This window comes from Corynebacterium sp. 401_CJEI (assembly GCF_001076435.1).
GTDB lineage: Bacteria > Actinomycetota > Actinomycetes > Mycobacteriales > Mycobacteriaceae > Corynebacterium > Corynebacterium jeikeium_D.
Window position 1 is genome coordinate 65,541 of record NZ_JVIP01000041.1, and the last position, 18,156, is coordinate 83,696.

Here is an 18,156-nt window from a genome sequence, read left to right on the forward strand (position 1 = left end):
GCAACCAAACTAGGCGCAGTTCGCAGCGCGGTACAGCTGCTTATCGCAACTGCGGTCTATCACTACTCGCTGCGGAGTGTCGGGTGGACACCGGCGGCAACGAGACGTCGGCAAGCCTCACCCGGCTTGCCCGCGGTAACCAGGCCCTCGCCCACCAGTACCGCGTCGGCGCCGTGGGAGGCGTAGTAGCGCAGTTCCTCCGGCCCCTTGACACCGGACTCTGCCACCTTCACAACATGATCCGGCAACATCGGCGCAAGGCGTTCGTACACGGAGAGATCCACGTCGAGGGTCTTTAGATTGCGGGCGTTGATGCCGAGGATCTTGGCACCAGCGGCCTCGGCACGCTCGACCTCTTCTTCGGTGTGCGCCTCAACCAGAGCGTTCATGCCAAGCGACTCGGTGCGATCCAGCAGGGATTCCAGCGTCGGCTGATCCAAAGCGGAGCACATCAGCAGCACCAGGTCGGCACCGTGTGCGCGGGCCTCATGGACCTGGTACGGAGTGACGATGAAATCCTTGCGCAGCACTGGAATGTTGACCGCGCGGCGCACGGCATCGAGGTCGGCGAGCGAACCGCGGAAGCGGCGCTCCTCAGTCAGACAGGAAATGACAGCCGCGCCACCCTGCTCGTACTCTGCCGCCAAGACCTCCGGCGAAGGGATGTCAGCCAGCTCTCCCTTCGACGGAGAGGCACGCTTGACCTCTGCAATCACCTGCACCCCGGGCTTAGCCAGTGCCGCCACGGCATCAATCGGCGACGGCGCCTTCAGCGAGAGCTCCTTGATTTCACCGTAGGAAATCTTGGCTTCCCGAGCAGCGAGATCTTCCCGCACGCCCTCAATAATCTTGTCCAGAACGTTAGCCACGGCCTTACTCCTTATCCAGATCCGTAGGATCTACACCGGCATCCAAAGCATCCCACAGAACTCGACCCGACTGTGGGTCTTCCTCCAGGTCCTCGGCGATACGCTGACGGCGTACCTCCGGGGTCTCATACGCGCTGGACTTCTGCTTCTTCACAGTACCCGGTCGACGCACCAACAATACCGCCCCGACCAGCGCCAATGCGCAGCACAGCAAGGCCAGGGATGGCCCCATCGCATGCACTTCAATCGCTGAGATCTGCGCCCAGTCTGCCACAGTCACCGCATCACTGGCGCGCTGTGAGGCGCTTCCCGACGTCAACAAATCCAGTGCCCGCTGGGAATCCACCCCGTCTTCTCCGCTGGCAAGCAGAGTCATCGGAGTCCACGACGCCGCAACTGCGAGCAGCGCCGCGAGGCCACCGACAATACGGCGCCCCAGTGAGCCCAAAATGGTGGTGGCAAACAGTGCAGCCACCATTGCCAGCGCAATCGACGTCAACTCTGGAGCCCAGACTGCGCCCACCAAATCTGTGGTCGCTGGACCGGACTTGTCATCAACAGTATCGACCGTCAGCCACGCACTACGGCTGCACAACCACATTCCCGCTGCGGCCACACCAATGAGGCCACCGGAGAGCATCGTTGTCGACTTCATCGAAAACCTAGCTCCTTTCCGCTGGGACTAGTGTCTCAGCTGCCGCGACAGCTCGCAGCACGGCCGCGGCCTTGTTGCGGGTCTCCTCATCCTCTGCCACCGGGTCAGAGTCACTGACAATTCCGCCGCCAGCCTGAACATAGACCGTATCGCCCTTCTTCACACCTGTGCGGATGGCAATTGCCTGATCGGTATTGCCCCGGAAGTCAAAGTATCCAACAGTGCCGCCGTAAACACCCCGACGCGTGTCTTCGAACTTGTCGATAATGCTCAGCGCGGAAGGCTTCGGCGCACCCGACAGCGTTCCCGCTGGGAAGGTGGCCGCGAACGCGTCGACGGCAGTGGCGTCGCTGGAAAGCTCGCCGGTGACCGTAGAGACCAGATGCATAACGTGACTGTAGCGCTCAATATGACGGAAGTCGTGCACAACTACACTGCCCGGGCGGCAGACACGTCCGAGGTCATTGCGGCCAAGATCAACGAGCATCAGATGCTCACTATTTTCCTTCTCGTCTGCCAGCAAATCAGCTTCCAGCGCATTGTCCTGCTCCACCGTGGCACCGCGCGGACGTGTGCCCGCGATGGGATTGGTGATGACCTCACTGCCCTGAACTGCCACGAGTGATTCCGGGGAGGAACCGACAATTTGAAAAGCGGTAGCGGAGAAGTCCTTGGTTGGAACGTTGACCAGGAACATGTAGGGCGACGGATTGGAAACCCGCAGGATGCGGTAGATATCAAAAGCTGACGCCTGCGTGTCCATCTCGAACCGCTGCGAGAGCACAATCTGGAACGCATCACCAGCTCGGATGTGGTCCTTACAACGCTCAATACGATCCATGTGGTCGTCGGCGGCGCGCTGGCGACGAATCACCGGCTCTGGGAAGCTAATTTCCGCCGGACGCAGATCAGAAGGCTCTGACAACCGCTCCACCATCGCATTGACACGGTCACAGGCGGTGTCATACGCCTGGTCAATCCGCTCATCCGAGCCGTCCCAGTTGACAGCATTGGAAATCAGCCACAGCACGCCCTCGTGGTGGTCAAAAGCAGCCAGATCCTCCACCAGCAGCTGCATGAGCTCCGGAATCTGCAAATCATTGTCAGTGGTATCCGGCAGCTGTGGCTCGATGTAGCGGACAATGTCATGCCCGAAGTAGCCAACGAGACCAGAGGTGAGCTTGGGTACCGAGGCATCGTCGGCAAGCGGAAGCTCCGTGTGCAGCAGCTCCAGCGTGCGACGCAGAGCATCCAACGGATTTCCGCCCTCTGGCGCACCCGACGGCGCATTACCAATCCAGGTTGCCTCCCCCGCATCATCCACCGTCAGCGCAGCACGACTGCCGCAACCGATAAATGACCAGCGCGACCACGACTGCCCCACATCGGAGGACTCCAGCAAGAAAGTGCCGGGACGATCGGCCGCGAGCTTGCGGTAGGCCGACAGCGCCGTTTCGCCGTCCGCCAAAACCTTGCGAACCACGGGCACGACCCGATGGTGTGCAGCCAGTTCACGAAAGCGCTCACGCGTGGTCATGGTGATACGAGTCATAGCCGCTATTGTGCCACGCACCCCGGATTGCACATCACTTAACCCCGGACTTCACCGGAGGTGGGCGCGCTTGACGACGAAATCCCCACCTCGGCAACCCGGATCGACTGATTAGCCCTCGAACACGGGATGCACGTCAAAGCAGCTATGCGAGCCAGTGTGGCATGCCGCGCCGTCCTGCACTACCTGCATCAGCACGGTATCGCCATCACAGTCCAACGCCAGCGATGTCACGGTCTGGAAATGGCCACTAGTAAGCCCCTTAATCCAGTACTCGGACCGGGAGCGCGACCAGTAAGTGCCGCGCTTGGTAGCGATGGTGTACGCCAGCGCGTGGGAATCCATCCATGCCATCATGAGCACGCGACCAGTGGATTCTTCCTGCACAATGGCCGGAATCAAGCCGTCAGCGTTGAACTTGGCGATGTTCGCGATATCTGCTGGGAGCGTGTACTCACGCGGATCGTCTCCGGCGCCGTGAGCTGCAGCGCCCGGGGCTAGACCAGTCACTGGCGCACCTCGATCCCCTCGCGGGCCATCTCTTCCTTAACCTCAGCAATGCTGACCTCGCCGAAGTGGAAAATGGATGCGGCCAAAACCGCGTTGGCACCGGCGCGCACTGCCGGGGGGAAGTGCTCTGCCTTGCCCGCACCGCCAGAGGCGATCACCGGGACGTCGACGGCAGCGCGGACTCTCTCCAGCAGCTCCAGGTCGAAGCCATCCTTGGTGCCGTCGCCATCCATGGAGTTCAGCAGAATCTCGCCGACCCCGAGCTCCTCGCCACGGCGTGCCCACTCGACGGCGTCAATCCCGGCCGAGCGTGAACCACCGTGCGTCGTCACCTCGAAGCCCGACGGCTGCGGCGTGCCTCCCTCGGGAACGCGGCGGGCATCCACCGACAGGACGACACACTGCGCACCGAAGCGGCGCGACAGCTCGCTGAGCAGTTCTGGACGTGCGATCGCAGCGGTATTGACACTGACCTTGTCAGCTCCGGCGCGGAGCAGCTGATCGACATCCTCGACGCTGCGCACGCCACCGCCGACCGTCAGCGGAATGAAGACCTCACTTGCGGTGCGACGCACCACGTCGAGCATGGTGCCACGGCCATCCTTGGAAGCCGTGACGTCCAGGAAGGTCAGCTCATCAGCGCCCTCCTCACCATAGCGGCGGGCCAGCTCCACCGGATCGCCGGCATCACGGAGATTCTCAAAGTTGACCCCCTTGACGACCCTCCCATCGTTGACATCCAGGCAAGGAATCACGCGTACTGCCAGAGACATAGTTTTTAAGTTCTCCTCGTGTTAGCTCAAAGTTGTGGCTCGACGGTTTGCGCAACCACCCAGCTCAGGGGCGTCGCCCACGGTTTAGCTCCGGAAAGTCTCCGGACGACCCAGTTGGTCAATAATCGACCGCAGCGTGGCATGAACATCTCGAGTTCCCGCCAGCACGCCTACGGAATCATGCCGCCAGGGATTGCCCGCCAAGTCTGTGACCACGCCACCAGCTTCGGAAATCTGCAGTACACCAGCTGCGTTATCCCACACATGCGGTGAGAAAGTCACCGTGCCACCGAATGCCCCCATCGCGGTGGAGCCCAAGTCCACGCCGACAGAGCCAGTAATTCGAATCGTTGGATAGCGCTCGCCCACCTTTGACAGCAGCAGTTGGCGCCACTTGCGCGGGAGTGTACCGTCGGTACTCGCAATGACGGAGCCGAAGGCAATCGAAACCGGGCGGCCGGCCTCGGCATCGATGTTGACGCGACGGCCGTTGACGAACGTTCCGCCACCTTTAGCTGCGGTGATACGACGGCGCAGCAGAGGCATGGAGGTAATTCCAACCACCGGCTCCCCCTCATGCATGAGCGTGAGCAGCATGGCACACAGCGGAAAGCCGTTGGAATAGTTTGTGGTGCCGTCAATCGGATCGATGACCCAGGCGGTATGTTCCTCGGGAACCTTGCCACCGAATTCCTCGCCGTAGACGGGCAGGCCGGAATACTGCGTGAGGAGCTGGCGCAGACGACGCTCAATTTCCAGGTCGGTCTCCGTCGCGAAATCTCCGCGCGGCTTCATGACAACCGGGTCCGCGCCCACCTGCTGCGTGAACAGGCCTTCGACCTCATCGAGCGCCGCTTCAGCAATAGCGAGCATCGCCCGCGGTTCCAGGGCATCCATACTTTCTAAATCCTTCATCCGCCGTCTCAGCCGGGGTGCCGTTTGCTCGTTAACGCTTTCGCTTGACGACGTCTCCCCGGCCCGGCCACGAAAGTGTTCTCTTTAGCCGCGAGCTACTGCCAGGGCCTCTTCCAGGGTGAAACGCCCTGCGTAGAGCGCCTTACCCACAATTGCGGAGTCAACGCCCTCATCGACCAGTGTGGCAATAGCTGCAATGTCGTCCAGGCTGCTGACACCGCCAGAAGCGACGATTGGAGCATCGGTAGCAGCGGCGACCTCGCGCAGCAGTTCCACATTCGGCCCCTGCAGGGTGCCGTCCTTGGAGACGTCAGTCACCACGAAACGGGATGCACCCTGAGCATCCAGGCGCTCCAGCACCTCCCAGAGGTCACCGCCGTCGGAGACCCAGCCGCGGCCGCGCAGGCGCCACTGCCCCTCTTCGTTAAGAACATCCAGACCAATGGCTACACGGTCGCCGTAGTTGGCGATAACCTCGCGGCACCACTCCGGATTCTCCAGTGCGGCGGTGCCAATATTGACGCGGGCACAGCCGGTGGCCAGCGCAGCCTCGAGCGAAGCGTTGTCACGGATACCGCCGGAGAGCTCCACCTTCACGTCGAGCTTGCCCACCACGTCGGCAAGCAGGTCGTAGTTCGAACCGCGACCGAACGCGGCATCGAGGTCGACCAGGTGGATCCACTCAGCGCCTGCGTTCTGCCAATTCATGGCAGCTTCCAGCGGTGCACCATAGGAAGTCTCGGTTCCAGCAGCACCCTGAACAAGGCGCACAGCCTGGCCATCGGCTACGTCTACAGCGGGCAGCAGGGTCAAACTCATGGGGGCTCTACTCTCTTCGACTTTTGGGCGTTGTGGCGATTGTCACCACGATGCTTGTTGCTAGTTATCTCAGTATAGGTGGTCTAGGTGGCGAAACTCCGTCACCTACCAGGTAGTGCGGTTAGGGCAGATACTACCGATTGGGCAACTACAGCGTGTCCACCCAGTTCTGCAGCAGCTTCAACCCTGCTTCACCAGACTTCTCAGGGTGGAACTGCGTGGCCCACAGCGGACCGTTTTCCACGGCTGCGATAAACCGATCGGATTCGTGGGCAGACCACGTCACCAGCGGCGGAGCGATGCGAGAATCCGTATTAAGGTCCCACTTGCGCACACCGTAGGAGTGGACGAAGTAAAAACGCTGACCCTCCAGTCCCTTAAACATCTTTGAGCCTTCCGGTACTTCAACCGTGTTCCAGCCCATATGCGGCAGAATCGACGCCTCGAGACGCTCGACAGTACCGGGCCATTCACCACAACCCGGGGTGCCGGTGACAGCTGCGGATGCGTCGGTCTCCGCTGCGTGGATGCCGTCGGCGTACTCGACGCCGCGGTCAAAGAGCACCTGCATACCGACGCAGATTCCCATCACTGGTCGACCACCTGCGAGTCGAGAGCCGATTAGGCGCGGCCCTTGTACTCGATGCAAACCCTCCATGCATGCGGCATAGGCGCCGACGCCGGGAACGAGCAGACCATCGGCCTCCATCACGGTCTTCGGATCGGCGGTCACAATAACCTCGGCACCCGTGGTGGCCACAGCGCGCTCAGCTGAACGCAAATTACCGGAGCCGTAATCAAGGATGGCAACGGTCGGGGTCTTCGTCGAAGGTGAGACTTGTTCCATAGTTGGACATTTTAAGGCGCTGGGAATCGATGTTTGCCACTTACCCCAAGAAAACTGCCTGGATAGGCAAAAGCACTGGTATACAACTACCGAATACTTTGGTAAACTCAAGGTTAACAACAGGTTAACTAAGTTATTGATTTATCCCTAATACCCCTGATTACTTTTTACAGAGAGGCTCCGACGCCATGACTACCGCATCCGTTCTTAGTAAATCATTTGCCATTGTCCGCGAGGACCTTCACCGACTCTATGGTGCAGCCTGCGATGCTGCGACTATCGATTCCATCCTCGACGATGTCATTGCAGAGCTGTCCAGCTCTGCGAAGGTGACTAACTTCCTCCCCGTCCTCGCCGAACGCGAGGCCACCGAACGCATCAAGGCCGCGAGCGGATGCAAGGACTGCGCCCCGCGCCAAGAGATTCTCTTTGCCGATAGCCGCGGTTCCGGCCGCAGTCAGATTGCCACTGCCCTGGCCTACCACCTGGTTGGCGACGAAGTCTTTATCCGCACTATCGGCCTCAATCCAGAGGATGGCCTGAACCCTCGCGTCGTCGCGGCTCTTCACGACCGTGGCGTGGACACCTCACGCCTCACCCAAAAGGCGATTACTCCCCGCGTTTCCCACCGCGCCGACGTTGTCGTACTCATGGGCATCGACGAGACACCAGCAGTCCCCGGCGACCGCTACGTGGAATGGGATGTCGCAGATCCGGACAGTCTCACAGACGATGAGCTCCAGTCGCTTATCGACGATATCGAAACCCGCCTGCGGGCTCTCTTCACCGAGATGGACGTCGCCGTCGCGTAAACAGGCACGGCTGACCCCACACCGGGGGTGCATTTATTAACCAAAAAGACTGGCTGCGCAAGAACTTGCGCAGCCAGTCTTTTTCAAACGTCTCTTTGTATGTAGTTACTTCTTCTTGCGGTCCCGAACCGTCAAACGCGTCACTGCATTCTTTGCCGGGCGGGCAACACGCACAGCGGCCTCCGGCGTACGACGCTTGACGGCATCTCCCAGACGACGCAGCGTAGCGCGGGTGTTCTGGTACTCCGCCACGCGGTGCTTTCCGATGATTCGGTCGAGCACCGCACCAATGAGACCAACTGCCAGCAGAGCTGCCGCAAAGGCAAAGACAGCCGGGTACGGACGGAGTGCGGCCGCAGCTACGGCTCCCAGAACGAACGAGCCGATACCAGTGCCCGAGTCAAAGGACATGTTCCAGAAGGCACTGGCCTCAGCAGTACGGTCACGCGGCAGGCGGGCAAACATCAGCAGCAGAGCCTCATTTTGCACTATGCCGAAGCCCGCGCCGTAGAAAACGGCCGCAACCAGCAGCAGCCAGGCCGACAAATCAAAGAGAACCACGCCGGACATCATCAGCAGGCCAATAAAACCACTGATCAATGCCGGAATCAGCAGAATTCCAGCCTCCGACTTCCGGTCGGCGTAGATTCCTGCGAAATAACGGAACACCATCTGCGCGCCACCGAGAACAGACAGCGACAGGCCAGCCACAACCGCACCGGAGACCAGATCAATTTCGCGAGCTGCCGGGGCAAGGAATGCGGAAATACCACCAAAGCCCATCGCAATCGTGCAAATTGCGAGCGCGGGAATGGCCACCAGCTTCCATGTGGCAACGTGCTCAACGGGGCTCGGCTGAGTTGCTGCAGATCCGGGCACAGGATCGCCGACGTCTTCCTTGCCGCCCTTGCCCTCCTTCGGCGCTGGCTTAATCTTCGGGATAAAGAGTGCCATCAACGAACCGACAAGCGAGATGACGGCGCCCAGGACATAAACAGGGGTGTAAGAACCCGTCTTGTCCGCAATGATTAGTCCTAGTGGCAAGAAAATGAGCTCAGATAAACCAACTGCCACACCGAGAACGCCAGAGGCCTTACCCAGAAATTTCATTGGCACTAGCTCGGCAATCAATGCGGACTCGGCGACAGTCAACGCACCGAAGCCCATACCGCGGAGAACCGCAATGATGAGCACCAAAGCAGCATCGGTGCCAAAGATGTGCAGAATCGTCGGCAAGCCCAGAAACAGACCTGAAATCAGCATGGTCATGCCGTAGCCAAGACGGCGACACATACGTGGAGTCTGCGTCTGTGTGAGAACGGTAGCGGCCATAAAAACACCGGTGTAGGCACCGGCGAGCGAGGTTCCACCGCCATCGTCAAGAATTGCCTGCGGAATGACAGGCATGAGGAGTGACCAGCCACCGAAGGCGGCCATCACGGCGACTAGCGTAGGTACTAGTCCGGGCGCTTTCCACATGCTGTCCAGTTCGTCCAACTGCCTGCGGTCCATCACCCGGGACGCCATTTACTCCATCACTCCTATCAACCACAAAATTGCGCCGGCGAGCGCGATCACAGATAAGAGACCAAGGACAATTGTTCCGACCCTCGATCCGGATTTATAGAGTGACCATGTTCCGCCCACCAGCAGACCAGCGACAATGAACAAAAAATAAGTGCTCAGCGTCGATGCGGTAGACACCTGCGCTAAAAGCACGTCTACAGACGTTGTTACCATCGATTCCCCTAAAATGCCAGCTAAGGCGGATTTTCCGGTTTCCTACAGCGGCCGTCTACTTCAGCTGCGACCTACAGAGTGCCCTTGGTCGACGGCACACCGTGGACGCGCGGGTCGTCCTCGACGGCAGCACGCAGGGCACGGGCCACAGCCTTGTACTCAGCCTCGGTGATGTGGTGCGGATCGCGCCCGTAGAGACAGCGAACATGCAGCGCAATACGGGCATTTAGGGCGAAGGACTCAAAGAAATGCTCGTTGATAACCGTTGCGTAGTGACCACCAATGACGGCAGTCAACATCTGCTCTGGTTCGCCAGTGCCAACGAAGTACGGGCGACCAGACACATCAACCACTGCGTGTGCCAGCGTTTCATCCATCGGGATATAGCAGTCACCAAAGCGACGAATACCAGACTTGTCCCCCAACGCCTGGGCGAAGGCCTGCCCCATCACAATGCCGGTATCCTCCACCGTGTGGTGCGCATCGACCTCGGTGTCGCCGTTGGCGTGCACAGTCAGGTCGAAGCTGCCGTGGGAGCCGAAAGCGGTCAACATGTGGTCGAAGAACGGCAGACCGGTCGAAATATCGGCCTTGCCGGTGCCATCGAGATTCACCGAGCAGACGATGCTCGATTCGCGGGTGGCGCGCTCGATACGGCCAACGCGCTCAGTGCGCTCTTCCTTCAGATGGTCCTTATCACTGGCGTGCATAAGTCAGATTTCTCCTTGTAGTGGGATGTACCAGCAGCATTTCGCTTAAGCCAGCGCGGTCGCTGCCAATTTCTTGGCCGCCGCCAGCAGCGCATCATTTTCGCTGGACAGACCAATAGTGGCACGCAAACGACCGGGCACGCCAACATCGCGGATGAGTACTCCCTCGGCCAAGAAGCTCTGCCATGCCGTCGAGGCATCGGCGAAACGCCCGAAGAAGACGAAGTTCGAGTACGAGTCAATAACGTCGTAGCCATAGCTGTTCAGGGCGGCCACGACGCGGTCACGCTCGTCGGCAAGCTTTGCGACGGTCGACAGCGTCGCATCCGAGTGGCGAAGTGCAACTGTGGCTGCGGCCTGCGTCAACGTCGACAGGTGGTATGGCAGACGTACGAGCATCACAGCATCAATAAATGCCGGGTTAGCAACGAAGTAGCCGAGGCGGCCTCCTGCGAAGTCGAAAGCCTTGCTCATCGTGCGGGAGACAACCAGCTTCGACGGGAACTCAGCCAGCAGCGTTGTCGCCGACGGCTCCTCAGTGAACTCGGCGTAGGCCTCATCGACAATGACGATGCCCGGCGCGGCTTCAATAATGCGGCGCAAGTCAGCGAGCGTAGTCAGGTTGCCAGTCGGGTTGTTCGGAGTCGTGATGAAGATGACGTCAGGACGGTGCTCGGCAATTGCCGCGAGCGCACTATCCATGTCGATGTCGAAGGTCTCCGGGTCGCGGTCGATGCCGATAAACTCCGTCTGCGTGCCGGACGAGAGGATTGGGTGCATCGAGTAACTGGGCACAAACCCCATTGCGCTGCGCCCTGGCCCGCCGAATGCCTGCAGCAGCTGCTGGAGAATCTCGTTGGAGCCGTTGGCAGCCCATACCTGGTCAACGGTGATGTCCACGCCGGTCTGGCGGGTGACATAGTCGGCGAGTGCGCTGCGCAGTGCTACTGCGTCACGGTCCGGGTAGCGGTTGAGGTCAGAGGCGACCTTCTCCACTTGCGCCACTAGGTCGGCGATGAGGTCATCGGATGGCGGGTACGGGTTTTCGTTGGTGTTCAGGCGAACATCGACGTCGAGCTGCGGAGCACCGTAGGCTTCCTCGCCGCGCAGTTCGTCGCGCAGTGGCAGATCTGCCAGCGCCAACTTGGCTACCGACGGCTGTGACTGGTTCTCAGGCTGGTTGCTCATTAGTTGTCGTTCCCCTTTTCTGCGCCATTGCTCTCAGAGCCGAGAAGCGTCTCAAAGCGGGCGCGGATGGCCTCGCCGTGCGCTGGCAGTCGTTCTTCGTTCGCCAGGACTACTACGCTGTCGGCAACTTCCTTCAACGCGGCCTCGTTGTAGTCAATCATGTGGACCGACTTGAGGAAGGTGTGCGTTGACAGACCAGAGGCGTGGCGGGCGGTACCGGAGGTCGGCAACACGTGGTTGGAGCCGGCCGAGTAATCGCCCAGCGGCACCGGCGAGAAGCGACCGATGAAGATTGCGCCAGCGTTGGTAATGCGTTCGGCAACGGCCTGCGCGTTTTCGGTGTGGATCTCCAGGTGCTCAGCGGCGTAGGCGTCTGCAACCTGGATGCCGATATTCATGTCGTCGACAAGCACGATGCCAGACTGCTTGCCGGTGAGCGCCTCACGAACGCGGTCGGCGTTCATGGTGACCTCGTAGCGGTTTTCGACCTCGCGGTCGACAGCGGCGGCGAAATCGGCGTCGTCGGTAATAAGTACGCTGGCGGCCATGATGTCGTGCTCTGCCTGGGAAATCAGGTCGTAGGCGACGGAGACAGGATCAGCGGCGTTATCTGCAAGAATGGCGATTTCGGTCGGGCCAGCTTCGGCGTCGATACCGACGACCGAGCGGCACAGACGTTTAGCGGCGGTAACGAAGATGTTGCCCGGACCGGTGACCATGTCGACCGGCTCGAGGCTCTCATTTTCATCGCCGTATGCGAGCAGTGCGACGGCCTGTGCACCGCCGACGGCCCACACCTCGGTCACGCCAAGCAGCTTGCAGGCAGCCAGGATGGTCGGGTGCGGCCAGCCGTCGTTGTCGGCCTGCGGCGGAGAGGCGACGACGAGGGACTCCACACCAGCTTCCTGAGCTGGGATGACGTTCATCAATACAGACGACGGGTAGACGGCATTGCCCCCGGGGACGTAAAGACCGACGCGCGAAACCGGAATCCACTTCTCACGGACAATGCCGCCGGGAAGAATTTCAACAGTCTTGTCATTCGGCTTCTGAGCAGCGTGGAACGCGCGCACGCGCCCGATGGACTCCTGCAGAGCAGAGCGGACGTCCTCTTCCAGCGCGGCTTCCGCGGCATCGATAACCTCCGCTGGAACGCGCATGGATGCCGGACGAATACGGTCGAACTTCTCGGAGTACTCCATCGCCGCTTCCACACCACGGGCTGCCACGTCATCGACAACGGGCTTGACCGTGGGAATCATGGAATCAACGTCTGCCGCACCGCGCGGCAACACTCGACGCAGAGTGGCGGTGGTGGGAGTCTGACCGCGAAGATCAATAGTGGACAACATAATTAATTAGTAACCGCCTATTCGCACGATGGATTCATACGTGAGCACTTCAGAGTGACAAAGAAATGACAACAAAGTATTGAAAATCTCGGTCAAAGCCAAAGACTTTATCCACGGTTTTCGCTACTATTCGCCCTTAAAGGCACCCTTGAGTATGAACTAAGCATATCTTTCGCACGCCCGGTTCATACCGATTGCCCCATTTAACCCCTCATACTGTGGCGCAAGTTAGCTCCGCCACAGTGACCCATTACAGTGTTAAGGAAAGTAGTAACCAGTCGTAGAAAGGTCAGCTGTTGAACCAGGAAGGAAACAGCCCGGATTTGCCGGAGCTCGTCGCAGCCTACGCAGATGCGACCGCAGCCGACAATTCCCTGGCCACGCGCCAACTGGAATCAGTTTTCGCGCATCATTTCTACAACCCACAACTCTTTTCTGCTCCGGAAGCCCACGGCGTTACCGAACACGTCGGCGCGTTTTACCGCATAGTCCGCGAGGTCACCGAATCGCTCGGCATGATGACAGCTGCGCACGATGCCGCCCTGAACTGGATGGTATGGGCATCCGATAACGACAATGTGCCGGAGTACTGGCGCGCCCGGGCACGGCTGGCAGCAGACGAAGCCCGCCGCTACACCACCTTTATCGCCGATGGTCCAACCTCTGCTGCCGCAGAGACCGAAATCCCCCTCATCGCACGCATGAGCAGGGAAATCACCTCGTACCGGGCACTCGTGCTTGCCGACAATCTGGATGCCCCAACCAGCAGTCACAGCGCGGTGACCACGGATGCGGATGGGCTGCGGCCGCAGGAATCGTCGGCAAGCGAAGAAGCGGATGAACCGTTTAGCCCCCGCCAGTGGAAGAAGCGGGCGGCACTGACTGACGCGCTGATTCGGATTGCGAGCGCCTTGCGAAAGGTCAACCGTGAGGACTTGGCACAGGAGCTGCACGAGATGATTCGGGCACTGCCGAATGAGGATAAGTTTGAGTCGATTGCGCTGGCGAAGACTCTAACGGAGGCATCACTGCTGCACCGAGCCGGGAAGGTCGTCGACGCAGCGCGACTTTGCGCCTCACAGCTCAATGCAATCGGTAACCGCTCCGTAATCGCGGGCCTTGAGCTGAGGCAGAATTTGGCACGGTACTCGATAGAGACCGGTAATAGCGATACCGCGTTCCGAATGCTGTCGAACAACGTGGCAGTCGCGGACCAGCACAGACTGGACACTGACTATATTCTCGCGGTTCGTGAGATGGCAGACATCAACTTCGAGGTCGCACACAACAAACCCGATGCCGAGGAGATGCTGAAGCTGACTCAGCGCGCCCAGGACGTGTCAGAAGACTACCCCGACTGTGAAGTCACCATGGAAATCGCGCTGCTGAAGGCAACGGCACTGTACGAGCTCGGAGATTTCCGCCACGCCGGCCAGGAAGCGGAGTCGGTTGCAAAGTGGTCTGAGCCTACCCAGGATTCCGCGCGTACTGATTTTTCCTGTGCTATTGCGGCGGAATCGGCAGTCCAAGAGGGAAATACTGAACATGCGGCAGTGCTCTTCGACGCGCTGGCCGATATTCGTGCCGGATACTCGTCACCGATTTCACCTGCGGAAACTCTGATGAATGCCGCACTATCACTCAGTAACGTGGGCGCCACAAGTGAGTTGACCGACCACCTGATGGAACGCTCACGTGGCTACGTGGTTGGGTCCTGGGAATCGGCCAAGTGGCACGAAGCGCAGGCGCTGCTGTGCTGGTCTGTGTGGGACAACGACGGCGTGTACAAGTACTCCGACGAAGCTGCCGAGCTTTTCTTAGAAGCCCACGCCCCTGCCGACGCGGCCCGCACACTGACTATCGCGGTGCGTGCTGCTGCTAGTGATAACAATGAGGAACGCGCCCGCCGGTTCGCGATTCGCATCGGCGACCTAGTCGGCCCGGATCACCCGGTGCGCGATGAAGTTCGTGAACTAATGCGTAGCTTTTCAAACCCGGATTAACAGCGCATCCGGCTGTACAGGTCTGAAAAGCAAAGCAGTTTTGCATCTTCCCGATGCCACGGGCGAAGATAGTCCAATGGTCTGGTGGGAAGAAGAAAACTCTGAGTCTGAAATTCAAGTTGGCGATTGGGATGCCGGCATCGCTGCCGACCACGTGTCAGTGAATTCGGAAAACGCATCAGCAACGGAGAACTCGTCCGATCCCTTGGACTTTCCTCCCCTGCCCAATCCGCTAAAGGCATTGCCGGACTCCCTCCCGGAGCTGCTGGTTATTTCCCGCAAGGCCGGTGCCACGCTCGACCACGTCACCAGTTGGCGCGCTGTCACCAAGTTCGCCCACACGCACTGGTTGGCCGACGCGCCTACCAACTCCCCCGATGTCATTGGCGAATTCCACGCACTTAGGCATGCAGTTGCCGACCAACTGGAATTGGTAGAAGAAGCCGCTGCTGCACGCGCCGAGTGGCTGCGCTGGGCAACTGAGGCCAACATCCGCCCCGCGATCTTGCACGCACGCTCCTACGGAGCATTCGCCGAGGCAGAGGCCTTCATCGACGCCAACCCAGGTGATGCCATCACCGGCCGGCGCCCCGAGGACTCCGAAATCCCCGAGCTGATCAGGCTTACTAAGGACATCGTCGCCACCACTCCACAGCCCGGGGAGGCCTATTACTACCTGGTCAGCGCGGCTGTTGCTGGTGCCGCAGCATCGCTGGCGCGCCGGGCGGAAATCGCCGGTCAACTCTCTGAATGGTCCGCACGCTGGGCACCAAAGCGAAGCAGTTTTGATGACCGCAAGCTATTGGAGGCGCAGCTCGCGCACAGCCGTGGTGAGCTGCGCAGGGCCGCCCGCATCGCAGCCAGCGTCGCGGCAGCCCCTCAGTCGGAACCCGTCACCACGACGATTGAAGCTCGCCAATTCCTGGCTTTCCTCTCTCTGGAAGCTGGTGAGGAAGCGGAGGCAATCCGCCAGCTACGCCCAATCGTGCAGGCTGGTCTCGATGCAGGACTCACGGTCGCGGTGCTTCGCAGCGTGCGTCTGCTCTGTGCGCTTCTCAACGCCCACGGCGATTTCGCGGAATCCGCCGCAATTGCCCGCCGCGCGCTCGCCAGCGCCGAAGGCATTCCGGTCAACCCCATCACCATGGATATCCAGCTCGTTCTGGCCCGCAGTCTCCTCGACGCCGACGAGGTTGACGAGGCGCTGCGCTTTGCCGAACCAGTTGCGCACTGGTCAGCATTTACCGCCGATGAAGAACGCACCGACGCGGCTTTTTCTATTGCCTCCGCAGCCGCGGGTCTCGGCAATAATCCCCGCCAGGCGGCAAAGCTGCTCATCGAACACGGCGAGCACCTTGAACGCAACGGCGATACCAAGGGCGCTGCCAAGGCCTACCGCCAGGCTGCACGTTCCATCATTCATGTCATTGACCTGGTCATTTCCGAAGAGGGCTCCGAATTCACCGCCGAGATCGTCTCCGAGGACGCTTCCGCCGTCATTGACCACACGCTCAACGAGGCTGAGGACCTTCTGCTGCGTTCTCAGAAGCTCATCTCCGACGACTGGTCACTCGCCGACTGGCACGACGATGCCGCCTACGTCTTCTACTCCGCTGGCCGCGACACTTTGGCCATCAACCATGTGGAAGCCGCCGCGAAGGGCTACCTGCAGTCCGGCGATGGCGAGGAAGCCGCCCGCGCGCTGCTGGCGGGGGTTCGATACCGTCTCGACGCGGGTGATTCCGACGGTGCCGCCGCCTACGCCCGGCGCGTCGAAGAGCTTCTGCCCCGCGACGTGTGGGAAGGCCATCCTGTTCTCGATGCCCTTGACGTCATCATCATTCAATCGCTTGACGACGAATACTAGCGCCCCGCCCACTTCGGTGCTGGCGGTGGCACAAAGTAGAGTGTTAGGTCATGACTACTTCTGGTGATTCCGCGACTTCTAGCCCGCAGCAGCTTTTCGACGCCGCCACGGCATTGGCTGAGGAAAACAACCTCTGGGAAGCAGCCCTAACTCTGATGCAGGGGTTCGAGGAGCTCGGCGACGAGGCGGATGCTCCGCAGACCGACAGTCTGGGGCGCCCCATCCGTGGCTCTGCACCGAAGCTGATGGACAAGGCCGCGGACTGGTTGGATTTGCTGGATAACCTGGAGAAAGACGGCTTCGAGCCGACTGCGGACACCCCTCCGCGCCACTTGCGCTGGGCGATGTGGCACACCTTGAACGGCCAGGCAGAGATTCGTCGAGGACATCAAGGGCGCGCCATTGATCACCTGGAGTTGGCGGCGGGACTTTTCCAGTCCGATAACCTCAATATCCAGGCCGTGCCTCTGCTTGCACAAATTGCACAGTGCCACCTGCATTTGGGCGATGTCGCTGCTGCAGAGAAGGCGCTTTACCGCGCACAGGAAACCTGTGATGAGCAATCGCGGGAGCGCTGGGGGTCGGCACTAAGCGAGATTGGCGCGGAAATCGCCCGTCGCTTGTAGGCGAAGCTGCGAAGCGATACCGGGGGCTGATTCAGCTACTGCTCGTCGAAGTCGAGTCCGACATCGAACACCTTGGCCGAGTGGGTTAGCGCGCCCACAGCCAGGTAATCGACACCACAGGACGCGTACTCACGAGCCACATCGATGGTCAGTCCACCAGAGGACTCAAGCTGCGTGGCCGGAGAAATCTGCGAGCGGCGCTGCACCGCAATCTGGGTCTCCCAGACCTCGAAGTTGTCCAGCATGACGATGTCCGGCTTCATCGGCAGGATCTCATCGAGCTGTGCGAGGGTATCGACTTCCACCTCACACGGCAGCTCCGGGTACTGATCCCGCACCCTCTTCAACGCACCGGACACGGAACCGACAGCCACCACGTGATTGTCCTTAATCAGTGCTTCATCGCCCAAAGCGTAGCGGTGGTTAATTCCGCCGCCGCAGGTCACAGCATACTTTTCCAGGTTGCGCAGCCCCGGCAGCGTCTTTCGGGAATCGCGCACCCGCGCACCGGTGCCGATAATCGCGTCAGCCCACTGGCGCGTCGCAGTAGCTACACCACTGGCGTGCGTGAGGATATTCAGCATTGTCCGCTCAGCAGTCAGCAACCCCCGAGTCGGCGCAGAAATCGTTGCCAGCACTGTGCCAGGACGCACCAGGGTGCCATCTTCAACGTGCTTTTCGACGGTGAACTCACCCGAGATGACCTCCTGCAGCGTCCACTCCACCGCATCGATTGCCGCGATAACGCCCTCTTGCCGGGCCACCAGGCGGGCGAGTGCCTGCGCAGATGCCGAGACTGTCGACAGCGAGGTCACATCCGGCCCGAAGCTCATGTCTTCCTGTAGTGCCGTCCGAATGAGGCCACGGGTGATGTTTTCGTTCAGCACCCCGCGCAGAGTGTCCTTCTCAAGAGTCATG

At 60.3% G+C, this 18,156-nt stretch carries 17 protein-coding genes; 4 read left to right on the top strand and 13 right to left on the bottom strand.

Going from position 1 to position 18,156, the window contains the following annotated elements; genetic code table 11:
* Positions 1 to 62: 62 nt before the first annotated feature.
* The 8 genes from trpC to hisH all read right to left on the bottom strand — a co-directional run bounded on the left by trpC (position 63) and on the right by hisH (position 6,940).
* Positions 63 to 869 carry an indole-3-glycerol phosphate synthase TrpC gene (trpC, locus tag ADM64_RS09155; RefSeq protein WP_016422942.1) on the bottom strand — a complete coding sequence of 269 codons (807 nt, stop codon included), beginning with the start codon at positions 867 to 869 and terminating at the stop codon, positions 63 to 65.
* Positions 870 to 873: 4 nt separating this feature from the next.
* A complete protein-coding gene (locus ADM64_RS09160; protein ID WP_049182100.1) occupies positions 874 to 1,524 on the bottom strand; it encodes a TIGR02234 family membrane protein in 651 nt (216 codons plus the stop codon).
* A gap of 7 nt (positions 1,525 to 1,531) precedes the next feature.
* Complete coding sequence (locus tag ADM64_RS09165; RefSeq protein WP_049193970.1) at positions 1,532 to 3,076, bottom strand: anthranilate synthase component I; 1,545 nt, start codon at positions 3,074 to 3,076, stop codon at positions 1,532 to 1,534.
* A gap of 111 nt (positions 3,077 to 3,187) precedes the next feature.
* Positions 3,188 to 3,586 (bottom strand): phosphoribosyl-AMP cyclohydrolase, encoded by a 399-nt coding sequence (gene hisI / locus ADM64_RS09170; protein ID WP_048734633.1) that lies wholly within the window; start codon positions 3,584 to 3,586, stop codon positions 3,188 to 3,190.
* Positions 3,583 to 4,359, bottom strand: coding sequence for an imidazole glycerol phosphate synthase subunit HisF (gene hisF, locus ADM64_RS09175; protein ID WP_016422945.1), 777 nt, complete (start codon positions 4,357 to 4,359; stop codon positions 3,583 to 3,585). Before hisF ends, hisI begins: the two co-directional genes overlap by 4 nt.
* 84 nt (positions 4,360 to 4,443) lie before the next feature.
* Complete coding sequence (locus ADM64_RS09180) at positions 4,444 to 5,256, bottom strand: inositol monophosphatase family protein (protein ID WP_005510274.1); 813 nt, start codon at positions 5,254 to 5,256, stop codon at positions 4,444 to 4,446.
* 102 nt (positions 5,257 to 5,358) lie between these two features.
* A complete protein-coding gene (priA, locus tag ADM64_RS09185) occupies positions 5,359 to 6,093 on the bottom strand; it encodes a bifunctional 1-(5-phosphoribosyl)-5-((5-phosphoribosylamino)methylideneamino)imidazole-4-carboxamide isomerase/phosphoribosylanthranilate isomerase PriA (protein WP_016422946.1) in 735 nt (244 codons plus the stop codon).
* 148 nt (positions 6,094 to 6,241) lie between these two features.
* Complete coding sequence (hisH, locus tag ADM64_RS09190; protein WP_049193971.1) at positions 6,242 to 6,940, bottom strand: imidazole glycerol phosphate synthase subunit HisH; 699 nt, start codon at positions 6,938 to 6,940, stop codon at positions 6,242 to 6,244.
* Positions 6,941 to 7,128: 188 nt separating this feature from the next.
* Between hisH and ADM64_RS09195 the strand changes: the two genes are divergently transcribed.
* Complete coding sequence (locus ADM64_RS09195) at positions 7,129 to 7,752, top strand: low molecular weight phosphatase family protein (RefSeq protein ID WP_049193972.1); 624 nt, start codon at positions 7,129 to 7,131, stop codon at positions 7,750 to 7,752.
* A gap of 105 nt (positions 7,753 to 7,857) precedes the next feature.
* Here ADM64_RS09195 and ADM64_RS09200 read toward each other — a convergent pair whose 3' ends face one another.
* The 4 genes from ADM64_RS09200 to hisD form a co-directional block, all read right to left on the bottom strand.
* Positions 7,858 to 9,279, bottom strand: coding sequence for an MFS transporter (locus tag ADM64_RS09200; protein WP_016422949.1), 1,422 nt, complete (start codon positions 9,277 to 9,279; stop codon positions 7,858 to 7,860).
* 284 nt (positions 9,280 to 9,563) lie between these two features.
* Positions 9,564 to 10,202, bottom strand: a complete 639-nt coding sequence (gene hisB / locus ADM64_RS09210; RefSeq protein WP_049193974.1) for an imidazoleglycerol-phosphate dehydratase HisB — start codon at positions 10,200 to 10,202, stop codon at positions 9,564 to 9,566.
* A gap of 45 nt (positions 10,203 to 10,247) precedes the next feature.
* Positions 10,248 to 11,390 carry a histidinol-phosphate transaminase gene (locus tag ADM64_RS09215; RefSeq protein ID WP_049193975.1) on the bottom strand — a complete coding sequence of 381 codons (1,143 nt, stop codon included), beginning with the start codon at positions 11,388 to 11,390 and terminating at the stop codon, positions 10,248 to 10,250.
* Positions 11,390 to 12,742, bottom strand: coding sequence for a histidinol dehydrogenase (gene hisD / locus ADM64_RS09220; protein ID WP_049190028.1), 1,353 nt, complete (start codon positions 12,740 to 12,742; stop codon positions 11,390 to 11,392). The genes ADM64_RS09215 and hisD overlap by 1 nt, the downstream gene beginning before the upstream one ends.
* Before the next feature lie 296 nt (positions 12,743 to 13,038).
* Here hisD and ADM64_RS09225 point away from each other — a divergent pair, with 296 nt between their 5' ends.
* From ADM64_RS09225 to ADM64_RS09235, 3 genes are read left to right on the top strand one after another with little or no spacing between them, the layout of a single operon-like run.
* On the top strand, positions 13,039 to 14,745 hold the full coding sequence (locus ADM64_RS09225) for a hypothetical protein (protein WP_049193976.1): 1,707 nt from the start codon (positions 13,039 to 13,041) through the stop codon (positions 14,743 to 14,745).
* Between the two features lie 40 nt (positions 14,746 to 14,785).
* Entirely contained in the window at positions 14,786 to 16,612 is a 1,827-nt protein-coding gene (locus ADM64_RS09230) for a hypothetical protein (RefSeq protein WP_241486356.1), read from the top strand.
* Between the two features lie 50 nt (positions 16,613 to 16,662).
* Complete coding sequence (locus ADM64_RS09235) at positions 16,663 to 17,238, top strand: hypothetical protein (protein ID WP_016422955.1); 576 nt, start codon at positions 16,663 to 16,665, stop codon at positions 17,236 to 17,238.
* A 35-nt stretch (positions 17,239 to 17,273) separates the two neighbouring features.
* On the opposite strand, the gene nadC is transcribed toward ADM64_RS09235, so the two are convergent.
* Positions 17,274 to 18,155, bottom strand: coding sequence for a carboxylating nicotinate-nucleotide diphosphorylase (gene nadC / locus ADM64_RS09240; RefSeq protein ID WP_016422956.1), 882 nt, complete (start codon positions 18,153 to 18,155; stop codon positions 17,274 to 17,276).
* Position 18,156 lies beyond the last annotated feature (1 nt).

What these genes read in the sequence shown, in the direction of transcription:
- hisF (WP_016422945.1), bottom strand. Translation starts at nt 4,359, where the DNA reads ATGTCTCTGGCAGTACGCGTGATTCCTTGCCTGGATGTCAACGATGGG.
- ADM64_RS09160 (WP_049182100.1), bottom strand. Translation starts at nt 1,524, where the DNA reads ATGAAGTCGACAACGATGCTCTCCGGTGGCCTCATTGGTGTGGCCGCA.
- priA (WP_016422946.1), bottom strand. Translation starts at nt 6,093, where the DNA reads ATGAGTTTGACCCTGCTGCCCGCTGTAGACGTAGCCGATGGCCAGGCT.
- hisB (WP_049193974.1), bottom strand. Translation starts at nt 10,202, where the DNA reads ATGCACGCCAGTGATAAGGACCATCTGAAGGAAGAGCGCACTGAGCGC.
- hisD (WP_049190028.1), bottom strand. Translation starts at nt 12,742, where the DNA reads ATGTTGTCCACTATTGATCTTCGCGGTCAGACTCCCACCACCGCCACT.
- ADM64_RS09165 (WP_049193970.1), bottom strand. Translation starts at nt 3,076, where the DNA reads ATGACTCGTATCACCATGACCACGCGTGAGCGCTTTCGTGAACTGGCT.
- ADM64_RS09195 (WP_049193972.1), top strand. Translation starts at nt 7,129, where the DNA reads ATGACTACCGCATCCGTTCTTAGTAAATCATTTGCCATTGTCCGCGAG.
- nadC (WP_016422956.1), bottom strand. Translation starts at nt 18,155, where the DNA reads ATGACTCTTGAGAAGGACACTCTGCGCGGGGTGCTGAACGAAAACATC.
- ADM64_RS09200 (WP_016422949.1), bottom strand. Translation starts at nt 9,279, where the DNA reads ATGGCGTCCCGGGTGATGGACCGCAGGCAGTTGGACGAACTGGACAGC.
- ADM64_RS09235 (WP_016422955.1), top strand. Translation starts at nt 16,663, where the DNA reads ATGACTACTTCTGGTGATTCCGCGACTTCTAGCCCGCAGCAGCTTTTC.
- hisH (WP_049193971.1), bottom strand. Translation starts at nt 6,940, where the DNA reads ATGGAACAAGTCTCACCTTCGACGAAGACCCCGACCGTTGCCATCCTT.
- ADM64_RS09215 (WP_049193975.1), bottom strand. Translation starts at nt 11,390, where the DNA reads ATGAGCAACCAGCCTGAGAACCAGTCACAGCCGTCGGTAGCCAAGTTG.
- ADM64_RS09180 (WP_005510274.1), bottom strand. Translation starts at nt 5,256, where the DNA reads ATGGATGCCCTGGAACCGCGGGCGATGCTCGCTATTGCTGAAGCGGCG.